The 13,962-nt window shown below is 55.8% G+C and carries 11 protein-coding genes; 6 read left to right on the top strand and 5 right to left on the bottom strand.

Features of this window, described 5'->3' with window-relative positions:
* Window positions 1-11: 11 nt before the first annotated feature.
* Complete coding sequence (locus RRU01S_RS02420; protein WP_045228635.1) at window positions 12-2,201, bottom strand: anthranilate synthase; 2,190 nt, start codon at window positions 2,199-2,201, stop codon at window positions 12-14.
* Between the two features lie 266 nt (window positions 2,202-2,467).
* Between RRU01S_RS02420 and RRU01S_RS02415 the strand changes: the two genes are divergently transcribed.
* The gene (locus RRU01S_RS02415; RefSeq protein WP_045228766.1) at window positions 2,468-3,319 is read left to right on the top strand and encodes an extensin-like domain-containing protein; all 852 of its coding nucleotides are present in this window, start codon (window positions 2,468-2,470) and stop codon (window positions 3,317-3,319) included.
* 55 nt (window positions 3,320-3,374) lie between these two features.
* Here the strand turns inward: RRU01S_RS02415 and RRU01S_RS02410 are convergent, their stop codons facing one another.
* Window positions 3,375-5,621: a TonB-dependent hemoglobin/transferrin/lactoferrin family receptor gene (locus RRU01S_RS02410; RefSeq protein WP_045228765.1), complete on the bottom strand. Its 2,247-nt coding sequence runs from the start codon at window positions 5,619-5,621 to the stop codon at window positions 3,375-3,377.
* 512 nt (window positions 5,622-6,133) lie between these two features.
* Between RRU01S_RS02410 and RRU01S_RS02405 the strand changes: the two genes are divergently transcribed.
* Window positions 6,134-6,850, top strand: coding sequence for a helix-turn-helix transcriptional regulator (locus RRU01S_RS02405; RefSeq protein ID WP_045228764.1), 717 nt, complete (start codon window positions 6,134-6,136; stop codon window positions 6,848-6,850).
* 36 nt (window positions 6,851-6,886) lie between these two features.
* Here the strand turns inward: RRU01S_RS02405 and RRU01S_RS02400 are convergent, their stop codons facing one another.
* The 3 genes from RRU01S_RS02400 to RRU01S_RS02390 form a co-directional block, all read right to left on the bottom strand.
* The gene (locus tag RRU01S_RS02400) at window positions 6,887-8,041 is read right to left on the bottom strand and encodes a DUF2333 family protein (RefSeq protein WP_045228634.1); all 1,155 of its coding nucleotides are present in this window, start codon (window positions 8,039-8,041) and stop codon (window positions 6,887-6,889) included.
* Window positions 8,042-8,248: 207 nt separating this feature from the next.
* Entirely contained in the window at window positions 8,249-9,280 is a 1,032-nt protein-coding gene (locus RRU01S_RS02395) for a hypothetical protein (protein ID WP_045228633.1), read from the bottom strand.
* Between the two features lie 102 nt (window positions 9,281-9,382).
* The gene (locus RRU01S_RS02390) at window positions 9,383-9,964 is read right to left on the bottom strand and encodes a thymidine kinase (RefSeq protein ID WP_045228632.1); all 582 of its coding nucleotides are present in this window, start codon (window positions 9,962-9,964) and stop codon (window positions 9,383-9,385) included.
* 224 nt (window positions 9,965-10,188) lie between these two features.
* Here RRU01S_RS02390 and RRU01S_RS02385 point away from each other — a divergent pair, with 224 nt between their 5' ends.
* From RRU01S_RS02385 to RRU01S_RS02370, 4 genes are all read left to right on the top strand, one after another.
* Window positions 10,189-11,148, top strand: coding sequence for a choline ABC transporter substrate-binding protein (locus RRU01S_RS02385; RefSeq protein ID WP_045228631.1), 960 nt, complete (start codon window positions 10,189-10,191; stop codon window positions 11,146-11,148).
* An 89-nt stretch (window positions 11,149-11,237) separates the two neighbouring features.
* On the top strand, window positions 11,238-12,089 hold the full coding sequence (choW, locus tag RRU01S_RS02380; protein ID WP_045228630.1) for a choline ABC transporter permease subunit: 852 nt from the start codon (window positions 11,238-11,240) through the stop codon (window positions 12,087-12,089).
* The gene (gene choV, locus RRU01S_RS02375; protein WP_045228629.1) at window positions 12,086-13,132 is read left to right on the top strand and encodes a choline ABC transporter ATP-binding protein; all 1,047 of its coding nucleotides are present in this window, start codon (window positions 12,086-12,088) and stop codon (window positions 13,130-13,132) included. Before choW ends, choV begins: the two co-directional genes overlap by 4 nt.
* Window positions 13,133-13,624: 492 nt before the next feature.
* Complete coding sequence (locus RRU01S_RS02370) at window positions 13,625-13,945, top strand: ArsR/SmtB family transcription factor (RefSeq protein WP_045228628.1); 321 nt, start codon at window positions 13,625-13,627, stop codon at window positions 13,943-13,945.
* Window positions 13,946-13,962: the final 17 nt, after the last annotated feature.

Below are 13,962 nucleotides of genomic sequence, written 5' to 3'. Positions count from 1 at the left end.
TTCTTGTCCGTTCAGGCCGCCTTGACTTTTGCCTTGCGCACCAGATGCGTCACCACGTTCTCGATCATCCGCATTCCGGCATCGCCGCCCAGCGTCATGATCGATTCCGGATGGAACTGGACAGCTGCGACAGGCTCCTTACTGTGCTCGATTCCCATGATCGTGCCATCTTCGCTTTCCGCGGTGATGATAAAGTCACGCGGCAGCGTCGACGGATCGGCGAAGATCGAATGATAGCGACCGACCGTCACCTCCTTGCCGAGACCAGAGAAGACCAGACCGGGTTCGAGAACACGGATGCGCGAGGGCTTGCCGTGCATCGGGATGGCCAGTTGGCGAAGTTCGCCACCATAGGCTTCCGCGAGCGCCTGAAGGCCAAGGCAAACGCCGAAGATGGGCAGATCGCGCGAGCGCGCCAGCTTGATCGTCGCCTTGCAATCGAAATCGCTGGGGTTACCCGGTCCGGGAGACAAGACCACAAGATCGGGTTGAAAACGATCCAGCACCTCTGCCGCCACGGGTGAGCGCACCGTAGAAACGGTCGCACCCGTCTGGCGGAAATAGTTGGCCAGCGTGTGCACGAAGCTGTCTTCGTGATCCACCAGCAGGATTTTAACACCAGTGCCGACCTTCGCCGAATCCCGCTGCGTTGCTGCTGAGTTTTGGCCCTTCGCATCGCGGATGGCGGCAATCATGGCGGAGGCCTTCAGTTCTGTTTCGGCTTCTTCTTCCTGTGGATTGGAGTCGTTCAGCAGCGTGGCCCCTGCCCTGACTTCGGCAATGCCGTCCTTGATGCGAATGGTGCGCAAGGTCATGCCGGTGTTCATGTCACCATTGAAACCGACCATGCCGATGGCACCACCATACCACATGCGGGAGCTTTTTTCATGGGCTTCGATGAAGCGCATGGCCCAGAGTTTTGGCGCACCGGTAACCGTCACCGCCCAAGCGTGGCTGAGGAAGCCGTCGAAGGCATCCATGTCGTCGCGCAGGCGCCCTTCGATATGGTCCACCGTGTGGATGAGGCGCGAATACATCTCGATCTGTCGGCGACCAATGACTTTCACCGAGCCGGGTTCACACACGCGGCTCTTATCGTTGCGGTCCACATCCGAACACATGGTCAGTTCGGACTCGTCTTTCTTGGAGTTCAGCAGCTTGAGAATCTGCTCGCTATCGGCAATCGGGTCTTCGCCACGCTTGATGGTGCCGGAAATCGGGCAGGTCTCGATGCGGCGACCGGAGACGCGAACGAACATCTCAGGCGATGCACCGACCAGATATTCCTGATGGCCGAGATTGATGAAGAAAGAGTATGGCGATGGATTGATGGCTTTCAACCTGCGCGAAATGGCTGACGGATTGCTGTCGCACCGTTCCATGAACTTCTGGCCGGGCACAACCTCGAACAGATCGCCACGGCGGAAGCTTTCCTTGGCCTTCGTCACCAGTTGCGCATATTCGCCGGGGTGATGATCGCCGCGCGGCGGGATGGTGTCGGTCTTCACGAATGGCTCAGGCGCGATATCCTGCGATTTGCCGTGGGTGGTGATGCCATCCTTCTCAAAGTCGTAACGGTCGATCCAGGCCTTTGCGGAGTGGTGATCCACGACGAGGATTTCATCCGGCAGGAACAGAACCATGTCGCGCTGATCTTCCGGGCGCTCCAGCGAGAGCTTGATGGCATCAAACTGGAAAGCCAGATCATAACCGAACGCGCCGAACAAGCCGATCGCCGCATCGGCGCTGGAATAGAAAAGATCAACGATGGCGCGCAGAGCCGTAAAGACCGTCGGAATTTTCGAGCGTTCTTCCTCGGTGAAGACCCGGTCCGGCTCGTTGACAACGAGGTCCAGACGCCGTGCAGTTGAGGCACCCAGCGTCAAGTCCGGCGTAGCCTTCAGCTTTTCCGTGATGAAAGACAGCAGCGCCTCGCCACGACCATTATAGGCTTCGATCCACATGGTGCGGCCGAAACAGGAAATGCCGAGCGGCGGATCGATGATGGCCGTATCCCAGCGGGTGTAACGACCGGGATATTCGTAGTTGGACGAAAACACCGCACCCCGGCGCTCGTCCAGCCCCGAAACATAGCTGTCTATGGCTGTGGCATAGTCAGCAGCGCGACGCTGGCGGGTGACTTTGACGCCGCCTTTCGTCTCGTAGGTTTCGGACCCGTCATCCTGAATAATCGTTACCATCTATTCCGCTTCCCGTTTCTAAAGCCCGATGACAGGCGGCATAATAACAAAAAAGCCGCCTGAAAATTCGGGCGGCTTGGACTTAGTCTAAGGACATGGGTGCTCAAGGCCGCGTAAAGCTGCCCCACCACCAGATTGCAATGTTCTTCGACTGTGTGTTCATGGCAAAAATTGTTAGCGTCAACCGGGCCTATTGGCAAGCAGATTTGAACCGAACGCATATTGAAACGTTGTGGGTGAGCCGCAACGGGGGATCGACCGGTCACATGCTTCATCGTCTTATGATAGTCGCAGCCAGTGCGCTGCTGATCGCCGCCGCGCAACCGCCACAGGATGTGCCGGTGCCCCAGCCAAAACCGGAGCAGCAGGACACGACACCGACGCCGTCACCGGTACCTGCGGAAAAGAAAAAAGAAGAGACACCGCCTCCGCCACCCGTAGAGAGCACTGTGCCGAAGCCGGAGGAAAAACCGGAACCGGCGGTCAAACCGGATGAACCCAAAAAAGAAGAAGAGAAAAAGCCGGAACAGCCGCCACGGGAGCCCGTAAAGGCGGAAAACCCCGAAGAGCTCAAAGCCTGTCTCGCAGAGTTGAAGGAACTGGGTGCAGAGTTCAAGGAACTCCCGCCAATTCCCGGCGAAGAAGACGGCTGCGGCATCGCATCGCCTCTGGAGCTATCTACGGTCATTCCCGGAATAAAGCTTGAGCCACAAGGCACCATGCGCTGTGAAGCAGCCCTTGCACTCTCGCGATGGGCCAAGAACGTGGTGGTGCCGACGGCAAAAATCGCGCTTCCGGGCAAAAACGTGACTGCCTTCGGCAACGCCTCGACCTATGTCTGCCGCAACCGCAACAGCGCCGAAACCGGCAAGATTTCCGAGCACGCCAAAGGCAGCGCCGTTGATATCGCAACCATGACCTTCGACAAAGGAGAGCCGCTGGTGATGAAGCCGCGCGGCGAAGACGGCACCATGGAAGGCGCCTTCCAGCGCACAATCACCACCGCCGCCTGCCTTTTCTTCCGCACCGTGCTGTCCCCTGGCAGCGATGCGACCCACCAGGATCACCTGCATCTGGACGTTCTGGAGCGCAAAGGCGGGTATCTGTACTGCCGATGAAAACGAAAAAGGCAGAGCCTAACGCTCTGCCTTGTCGATGCGCGGCGGTTGCCGATCAGAATTTCTGCGTGAGAGAAATTTTGAACGAGCGACCGGGTTCGGAGTAAAAATCAACGGGCTGGTTCACCGAGGATACCGAACCGGGGTTGATGTCTCTTACGCCAACGGCATTCCAGTATTTGCGGTCGAAGAGATTATAGACGCCGGCCTGAATGCGCAGACCCTTAGCCTGCTCTGGCTCCCACCAACCGGTCAGGTTGAAGATGCCATAACCGGGGGCATCGAAAGTGTTTGCAGCAATGTCCGCACGCATATGCGACGAGAACACACCGGTCACTTCTGTTCCCCACGTCTCCTGCGCATATCCGACACCGACAATCGATTTGAACGGCGCAACCGTGCGGATAAATTCGTTTGTATCGGTGTCCTTGCCATAGGCATAGGCCAAAGAGGCGTGAGTAAAGAAGCCATTCGCCAGTTCTTTACGCACCTTCGCTTCAACGCCGGAAATCTCGACATGTTCGCGGTTCTGATAGGTGAAGAGCGAGCCATCGCCTCTGCCGCCAAACCCTGGGAAGAGAGTCGTGGTGGTGGTCACTTGCTCGATGAAGTTTTTGTACTTGTTGTGGAACAGCGTCAGGCTGCTCGAAAGATCGCCGTCATCGTATCTGGCACCAATTTCAAAGCCATTGCTGGTCTCAGGCTTCAAAGACGAATTGCCGATAACAGCATAGCCGGAACTGATGTTGGAGAAGTTCAGATACAGTTCGTTGACGGTTGGCGCGCGGTACGCCATCGCCCACTGGGCAAAAAGCTGCACCTCCGGCGTCAGATCGTAAGTGGCAAGCAGCTTCGGAGAAAAGCGCGAACCATTATTGCCGCTGGGCAGACCGAAGGTGTTGTAGCCGCTGTTGGTCGAGACCGAGCCGTCGGGATCATAATCATAGGCATCGAAGCGCAGACCGGGCGTCAGCTTGAAACCGCTGCTGCCAAAAGCAAGCTCGTCCTCCAGATAAAGGCCAAGGCTTTTTCCGCTGACATCGGGCATGTCAGACTGCGAAGCAGCGGACGATCCGCCTGTGTTGATGTAAACGGCGTCGGTAAAATCGGAAATCCAAGCATTACCGCCAAACCGGATAGTGTGGTTGATGCTGCCGAGTTCAAAACCGGATTCGAGACCCCCAACAAGGCCGAAGCGACTGTCTCTCATGCTGTCTTCACGAATATAAAGCGAGTTGTTGGTCAAACGGTCGCCCGCACCGGATACCTTGTCCAGCCGCGTCCAGTATAGGGACAGATCCGCAGCATCGATCAGGCTGTCTGTCGAAGGTGCATCGAACTGGTAATCCAGAGAGACACGGTCACGCTCGGTATCTTCATAACCGTTATAATCCCCAATCCGGTAGGTGGAGGCAGACACGTTGGAGCCTTGCAGCGTTTTGAGGTCCGTTCTTGTCCTCAGTGAAAAGCGCTCAGCCGTCAGACCAATGCGGTGACCACCTTCCAGATCCTGCCTGATCTTGAACATGAGATTGCTCTCATAGGTGTCAGCTGGATTGGGCGCGGTGCGACGCGTGCCATAAATATCGGCACTCCCCCGGTTGTCGACCTCGTTCCCGCGCTTGTAGGCGCCCTGAAACAACACGGAGGTATTTTCTATCTTCTTCGCGACGGCAACCGAACTACCGATGCTGCGGTCTTCACTGTCATAGGTGGTTTTGGCAACGCCACCCCAATCCTTGTCATCCCCGATGAGATCATCGGCCTCCAAAGTGCGCAGCACCAGTGCCCCACCCAGTGCGCCAGAGCCAACCCGGCTGGAATCTGCTCCACGCACGACGTCGACAGACGACAGGGATGAAAAATCGAAACTTGAATTCGTGTTGCTCAGCGTCGTCGTCGCCTGCCCCTGACGGGCAAAGTTCTCGAAAAACGGAACCGGGATGCCGTCGATCAGCGTGGTGACGCGCGCACCACCCAATCCTCGAATGAACAGACCACCTGGCTTGCCCGGTTTGGAATTGACGAAATCAACCCCTGCTTCCGTCGTCTTTCCCAAATCCTTGAGATTGTTTATCTCTTTCTTGCGGATTTCATCGGCACCCGTCGTGCTTGCCAGCGGCGTATTGCCCGCAGCATCGCCTGCTTTGACGCGCTTACCCTTGACAACAATCCGCTCCAGCACGGTCACGCCGTTGCCCTCGGTCTGGCCTGTCGCCTGCTGTGCATTCGCAGAATTAACGGAAAGAAGAACCATCGCCGTGCCGACAAGCAAAGCGGATTTGGAAAGCCCAATCGTCATCATTCACCCCTGAATTCGAGCGCACGGAAGCGCACGGCAGCGGGAGGCGCTGGCGCGGAGTGGCTCGATACATACCCCTAATTTTTACGGCTTGGCCGCAAGCGAGGAGTATGAAACATGAGTTTATGTGTCAACAATTAAAATATGATTCATTGACTCATATTTGAGCCGGAAGCACTTTGTTGCGAAAATGTGACAACGCTTTTGACAGCGAAACTGGTTCGCTGGCTCAAAATCAAAATTCCAATATTTCACGTCGATTTTTGAAGAAACGGTTCAGGATTGGCAAAAACCAGCCGGAATCGAGAGCCCTTATGCCGCTTTCATCTCAAATTTCGTCGAACCGCACTGAAATCACGAAAAAGCTGAAACTGGCATGCAACCATTTGAATTAAAATATTTAAAACAAAAGTTAGGAAACAGGAATAAAACTGGGAATTAGGAGTGGCAATTGAAGGTATTTCGTATATTTGTTACCGTTAACATACCTATTGTCCTCGAACGAAACGCTTATGATCACACTTGAACGGCAACCTTTACTGAGCAAAGAGATATCTGCTGCGGAAAGCCGGCCCCAGTGGTTGCAGGTTCTTCAGACTGTAGCGCATGAGTTCGGCTACACGCACGCAACACTGATGCGGGTGCCCAAGCCGGATGACGTTCTTCTCGCAAGCGTGGTAATCGAAAGCACGATTTCCATCCGCTTCGTCAGGGAGTTCGATCAGCATCTCTTTTTGCAACATTGCCCTGTTCTGCTAAGGGTCGCAGAGTCGCTGATGCCGCAATGCTGGTCTCTGGACGACGATCCTAACAATGAGTGCTATCCAAAGCCGATGAGCGATCTGATGCGCCAGTATGTCATCGCCACTGGCGTGATGATACCCATCAACTCGATCAGCGGTGACCGTCATCTCCTGCGTTTTGACGGCGATCGCCCGACACCGGACCAGAGCATGATCAACGAGATCGGCATGCTCGCGCTTCATGCATTCGACGTCTACGATCGCATGCGACGGGCCGAGATGGTCGCACCGCGCAGCTTGACCAAGCGTGAGCTTGAAGTCATCCGCTGGACATCGCAGGGCAAGACATCAGCCGAGATCGGCCAGATTCTCACACTGTCCGACCACACGATCAATGCTTATTTGAACAATGCCATCCGCAAGCTGGATTGCGTCAACCGCACTCAGCTCGTCGCTAAGGCCATCCGCCTGAAACTGATCAACTGACGCTTCGTTTTCGAAGCGCCAGTGTTGATCAGGCGATTACCGGTCCAGCACGGACCGCAGTTCCACAAGGTTGGAACGCACTCTCAGAACATAAAAGCCCATTGTTGCGAGATGCGATGGCATGATCCAGCCGCTCTCGTCGCCGTTGGAAATGATCATCGGCTGAATGCGCAGTGCCGCGCGGGTTTGCAGCAGCGTATCGTTCCACAAGCTCGTGAGGTTCCGCTCACGTATAACCTGCGAGAAATCCGCACCGGCAGCCGACAGAATGCCGTAGTAACCGTAGAGCTGGCCGTAGGCGAACCAGAAGCGGTCATCTGCGCGCGTGTCGAACCAACCGCCATTATAGTTCTCAGAGCGTTCGCGAAGAATGGCTGAAGTTCCGCCGATATCGTTGGCGATGCGGTCTACAAACTGGATGAGGTTGTCGGCGCGGCCATCAAAGACGGAATTGCACAGCGACAGATTGGTGTTGAATTTTCTCAGGCTCTCGGCTGCGGAGCGGTAGTAACTCGGGCTTGGCGTCTTCGGGCCAAACGGATTGAGGCCGAAATACCAGGAATACTCATCGAATTGCAGATTGCCGCGTGCGCTTTGCAGGTCGCTATCGACACCGGACGTTCCGCGAACACGGCCAAGCGAATCGACCAGTTCTACGGAGGTACGGCGCACTGCCTGATTGACGCCGCGCTGAAACGACGCCTTGTTGTCCAGGAACGGCGTGCTGTCCCAATCCATGCCGAACAGCCCGACGCGGTAGAGCAGCATCGAGGAGATCCAGGCATTCTGGTCGACATTGAAGTCGATCAGGTCAGCCGCAACATCAACGACAGCCGAGCGCTGGCAGCTTTTGGCGGGGGCTGCGGCAGGTGTTGTCCACGTGGTGGTTGCAACAGGCGTCTGTGCTGGAAGCTCCTGCCCGGCGCTTTCCTTGCGTTCGGCAAATTTGTAATTGGCCACATAATCAGGATTGAAATTGGTCCAGACCTGCGTTTGCCAGAAGAAGTAGCCGTAAAGACCGACCAGCAGAAGAAGAGCGATGGCAATGGGTGCTTTCACCATCATTGCCCGGTCTGCATACCAGCCATTGGCAGCGCGGAAAGGCCATGAAAGCCAAGCGATCACGATGGAGACACCTCTTCCAAGCGCGGTGAATATGCGCTTGAAAAACGCGATAATCGGATCGAGCATCGTTCAACTCTCCTTAGTGCAGCGGCCTGAAAAACCGGGTTTGGTCTTCATCGGCTCGGTGCCTCAATGTGATAATTCGTTCATGTCGCCTCGCATCCTAAAGGATACAAAAGCATTCCCGATGACAATATAAAGTCATCGCCTGCAAGGCAGGCTGTCACTCACATATGGTGCCGTGTCAGACGATACAACGGACGAGCCGCGTTTTTACACAGTAGAGGTTGAAACCTTTGCGCCGGAAGCAGCACTTGCGCGTCCCGAAAGCGCTTCATCGATCCGCGCCTTGCGCCGTTCGATATCCTGCATGCTAACCGCCCCTTGCGAATGAAGCGTCAACACGTCCTTGAAGACATCGAGTGGCTTGGGTGTCGGATAGTCCGTGGAAAAGGAAGGCTTGGCTTCGGCCAAGAGAGGGTCCAGCGACCCATAAGCGGCGTCATAAAGCTGTATGCACCGCTCTGCCTCTACGCTGACCTTGTTCAGCAACAGCGTGTGAAGCGCTATCGCTTCATTTTGAAGATCGATCAGGTCACCAAGAAGCATGGCCTGACGATCCAGGACATTATGCTGTTTGCGCAAAACATCGCGTTCCTCCAGCACCGCCTTATGCTGCGCGGTGATTTCGGCTTCTTCCGCCTTCAGCTGTTCGAGCCGTATCTCGTCACCGGCGTCCTGCATCTTTCGGTTCAGTGTCGCAAGCGATGCCGCAAGCATTTTATCGCGCTGCCGCGCCTCATCCATCGCCGATACGACGAGGCGGCGCTTTTCTATGCTGGCAACGAGGTTCGGCTCGACGATCACCACCAGCGATGCCGCCGCAGCCTTGCGGTTTACAAACAGGTCATGAACACCCGCCGCCTGAAGAAGAGCACGTTTTGCCATCTCAGCCACTGAGAGTTTCTTCAGCCGCACGATTTTGTAGGACGCCGGCTTGCGGCTGGTGAAGAAAGAAAAGAGGCGATTGCCATGTGAGCGCTCATCCACCTTGTCGAACGCGGCGTATGCAGCCTGAGTGTACGCTCCAATATGCTCAACGACGGACAGAAGATCGGCCTCGAGGGCCTGCTCGAGGTCCCGCAGCCTGGCAATCTCCCGTGCTTCATCATCGAGCACCGTTTCCGACGTCTCATCGGGGGCCACACTGAGGGAGGCTGCCAATTGCGCAGACAGTTCCTGCACCGCCAGCGCATCGGCCCGCGCCTTTTCGATCTTAGCGTCTAAAGACGGCGTTTTCGCCATGCAGGATCGTCCCCCGAATCGATTGGCGGCAAAGAGGCCGCACATACAAATATGCGCAGCCTTTTCTCAAAACAGCAGAAGAAATGTCACTCGAAGGAGGCCTCATGCGCCTTTGACGGCTTCAACCCAATGGCGACGGCAAAACGACACGTATTTCTCGTTGCCGCCAACATCGATCTGCGCTCCCTCCTTCACGACCTTTCCGTCGGAATCGAAACGCGCCACCATCGATGCCTTGCGCCCGCAGTGGCAGATGGTGCGAATTTCCCGCAACTCATCGGCAATCGCCAACAGCTCTCTGGAGGCCGGAAACAGTTTGCCCTGAAAATCTGTGCGAAGACCGTAAGCCATGACCGGAATGCCCAGCGTGTCGGCAATGGTAGCCAATTGCCAGACGTGGTGCTCGGACAAAAAATTCGCCTCATCAATGAACACGCAGGCGACCGGCTCCTGCGCATGCAGCTGGGTCACCTGCGCAAGAATGTCGGTGCTGTCGTCGAAAACCAAGGCGTCGGAGGAAAGACCGATACGCGAGGCGACCTTACCCACACCGGCACGGTTATCGAAGGCTGCGGTAAAGATCAGCGTGCGCATCCCGCGCTCGTGATAATTGTAAGACGCCTGCAAAAGCATGGTCGACTTGCCAGCATTCATTGCCGCATAATTGAAATAGAGCTTGGCCATCATGCCCTCCGGTCGGTTCTGGGGTCTTTTGCAGGCTGGGCCGGGTTAAGAGCAAGAGCCACATGACGAAAAACACAGCTTTCGTCAGCCGGACGATCCGTGCTCATCCTAAAAAACGTCTATGTGTCGCAAACCGTTGTGCAATGCACGCAAACGCGCATGAGTTGATTGTCGGCTCTAGATATTGATAATGGGCGCGAACTTGAAAAAAGAGGGAGTAAGCAATGCTTGCAAAAAATCGCCGCTGTCTGGCACTCGCCGCAGCAGTTTCTGCAATGGCACTCTTCACCACCGCCGCTTCCGCCGCTGAACCGGCAAGCTGCGGCACAGTCCGCTTCTCGGACGTCGGCTGGACGGACATCACGGCGACGACGGCAACCGCCTCGGTCATCCTCAAGAGCCTGGGTTACGAGACGGACGTTAAAATCCTCTCCGTGCCCGTGACCTACACCTCCCTGAAAAACAAGGATATCGACGTTTTCCTCGGCAACTGGATGCCAACCATGGAAGGCGACATCAAGGCTTACCGCGATGACAAATCCGTGGAAACGGTTCGCGAAAACCTGACTGGCGCCAAATATACGCTGGCAACCAACACCAAGGGTGCCGAACTCGGCATTAAGGATTTCAAGGACATCGCTGCCCACAGCGACGAGCTGAGCGGCAAGATTTACGGCATCGAGCCCGGCAATGACGGCAACCGTCTCATCCTCGGCATGGTGGAAAAGGACACGTTCGGCCTCAAGGACTTCCAGGTCGTGGAATCCTCCGAACAGGGCATGCTGTCGCAGGTGGCACGCGCTGAAAAATCCGGCGACCCCATCGTCTTTCTCGGCTGGGAACCCCACCCGATGAACTCCAATTTCAAGCTAACCTATCTCACCGGCGGCGATGACGTCTTCGGTCCGAACCTGGGCGGCGCCACGATCTATACCAATACGCGCGCTGGTTACGTGCAGGAATGCCCCAATGTCGGCGCCTTCCTGAAGAACCTGCAATTCACGCTGCCCATGGAAAACGAGATCATGGGCAAGATCCTCAATGACGGCATGGAAGCGGAAGCTGCCGCCACGGATTGGCTGAAAGCCAACCCGGCCGCCATCGAGCCATGGCTTGCAGGTGTGAAGACGAAGGATGGCAGCGGAGACGCTTTGACTGCTGCGAAGAAGACGATCGGCCTTTAACAGCCACTATCTCGCATTTGAACCTGTCTTCCGACCCATAGCGGTCGGAAGACGATCATGACTCCGTTCACGAAAGGTCCCATCTTACCGTGGAATGGCTCAGCGCTTCTCAAAACCGTTTACCGATCGGTCGATATGCCAAGGAAGCAGTCGATTGGCTGACCGGAAATCTCTCTTTTTTCTTTGATTGGTTATCGTTCATTTTCGAAAGCGTCATCAACGCTTTTCTCTTCGTGCTTCAGGCACCTCACCCTCTCATCATTGTCGCCGTGCTGACGGCCTTGTCTGCATGGATGCGCCGCTCCATCGGCATGCCGCTGTTTACCGCTCTCGGGCTACTGCTCATCATCAACCTGGGCTACTGGAAAGCGACGACAGAGACGCTGGCGCTGGTGATTGCCGCCAGCACGGTGTGCATGATCGTCGGCATCCCGCTCGGCATATTCGCGGCGCGACGCAAATGGGTCTACGCTTTCATGCGTCCAGCCCTCGACCTCATGCAGACAATTCCGACATTCGTCTATCTCATCCCCGCGCTGGTGTTGTTCGGGCTTGGAATGGTGCCGGGATTGATCGCAACGGTGATCTTCGCCCTGCCCGCGCCGATCCGCCTGACTCGGCTTGGTATCATCTCCACCCCGCCCGCCTTGGTGGAAGCTGCGGTCGCATTTGGTGCCACGCCAAGCCAAGTGCTTCGCAAGGTGGAACTGCCCTACGCCACACCGCAGATCATGGCCGGGCTCACGCAGACGATCATGCTATCGCTGTCCATGGTGGTCATATCGGCGCTGGTCGGTGCCAATGGTCTGGGCGTGCCGGTGGTCCGCGCGCTCAACACCGTCAACATTGCCATGGGGTTCGAGGCCGGGCTGTGCATCGTCATCGTGGCGATCATACTTGACCGTTTGTTCCGTCTGCCCGGCTCGGAGGATGAAGCATGAGTGACGCGATCATATTCGAAAACGTCGACATCGTCTTCGGCGACAATCCATCCGAAGCCCTGCCCCTGATCGACGCGGGCAAGACCCGCACAGAGATCAAGGCGAAAACCGGCCACGTGCTCGGCGTGGCAAACGCCTCGCTGACCGTGAAGGAAGGCGAAATCCTCGTCCTGATGGGATTGTCCGGTTCTGGAAAGTCGACACTCTTGCGCGCGGTCAACCGCCTGGCACCCGTCGTTCGCGGCAATGTCAGCGTGAAAACGCCGTCGGGCTATCTCGATCCCTACAAGACATCGACCAAGGCGCTGCGAGAACTTCGCACCAATACGGTGTCGATGGTGTTCCAGCAGTTCGGGTTGCTGCCATGGCGCAATGTGGCCGACAATGTCGGGTTTGGCCTGGAGCTTGCGGGTGTTTCAGACGCGGAGCGCAAAAAACGCGTGGCCGAACAGCTGGAACTCGTCAATCTCTCGGAATGGGCAAGTCGCAAGGTGGGTGAACTCTCCGGCGGTATGCAGCAACGGGTGGGATTGGCCAGAGCCTTTGCGACGGGCGCACCCATCCTGCTGATGGACGAGCCGTTTTCGGCGCTCGATCCGCTGATCCGTAGCCGTCTTCAGGATGAGTTGCTGGAATTCCAGAGCCGGTTGAAAAAGACGATCCTCTTCGTCAGTCACGATCTGGACGAGGCATTCCGCATAGGCAATCGAATCGCCATGATGGATGGCGGCCATATCATCCAGTGCGGCACGCCGCAGGAAATCGTCAGAAATCCCTCCAATCAGTATGTTTCGGATTTCGTGCAGAACATGAACCCGATTTCCATGCTGACGGCAGCCGATGTGATGCGACCCGGCGTCAGCGCAAAAAATGCAGGCCTGCCGGTATCCGGCACGGCACGGCTCACCTCGCCTCTGGTCGATATTCTGGATGCAATGGCCAAGCAGCCCGGTGAGATCGGCATCGTCGATCACGGATCGATCGTGGGAACCATTTCTGCTGATGATATCATCCGCGGACTGACGAACCACAGACGGCGATAAAAACAGGCTGCGGTGCTGGAGACCCGGCATCGCAGCAATTTCCCCCCGCTCAGACGATACGTATCGAAATGAGTCTCCGAAACAGAGCCCCGCTTCAGAGACATCCCCTTCACGACTCGCAAATGAGTTGTAAAGCCGCGGCCAAAATACACCACGCCGCCATTGCACGTTTTAGAGGCGATCCACAAATTTGGTAATTTGTTCACCTCAGACGGCAATTTAGGAAATTGAAATAAAATACTTTCAGAAATCCAAATAAAATAAAAAAATGCTAAATAATGGAAAAATAATTCCATAAATGAGAAATTATGTCTCACTTCTTGAAATAGTAGGAAAAATAAACGAATTTAAAGCATAACTAATATAGGGTATGCGGTACCTTAGATTTAGGTATATACAACGATCTGACCGAATTGGTACACTTTACGCATACCAAATATGGTTTGCCAATGAGACAGTCCGGGGCGGGCTTTACTCGGGAGAAGTGAAAACATGAACACGGAATCTCTTTCTGAACAATCAACAGTCGCCGCAGGCCTTTTGTCCGCCATGGCGAACCCAAAGCGCCTGATGATCCTGTGCAGCCTTGTTGAAGGTGAAGTACCGGTCGGCGTTCTCGCTACACAGGTTGGCCTCAGCCAGTCTGCTCTTTCGCAACATCTGTCCAAGCTGCGCGCGCAGCGTCTGGTCAAGACCCGTCGCGATGCTCAGACGATCTACTACTCCAGCACGTCTGAATCCGTCAAAAAAATCCTCTCCACGCTGGAAGGCATTTATTGCACTGCCCCCAGCTCGGAAAAGTCTGCCGCTTGAAGAACGGCGCAAACATC

The sequence above is a fragment of the Agrobacterium rubi TR3 = NBRC 13261 genome (assembly GCF_000739935.1).
In the GTDB taxonomy this organism is placed as follows: domain Bacteria; phylum Pseudomonadota; class Alphaproteobacteria; order Rhizobiales; family Rhizobiaceae; genus Agrobacterium; species Agrobacterium rubi.
The sequence above is the reverse complement of the archived record's forward strand: the minus strand, read 5'-3'. Positions and strand labels throughout refer to the sequence as shown.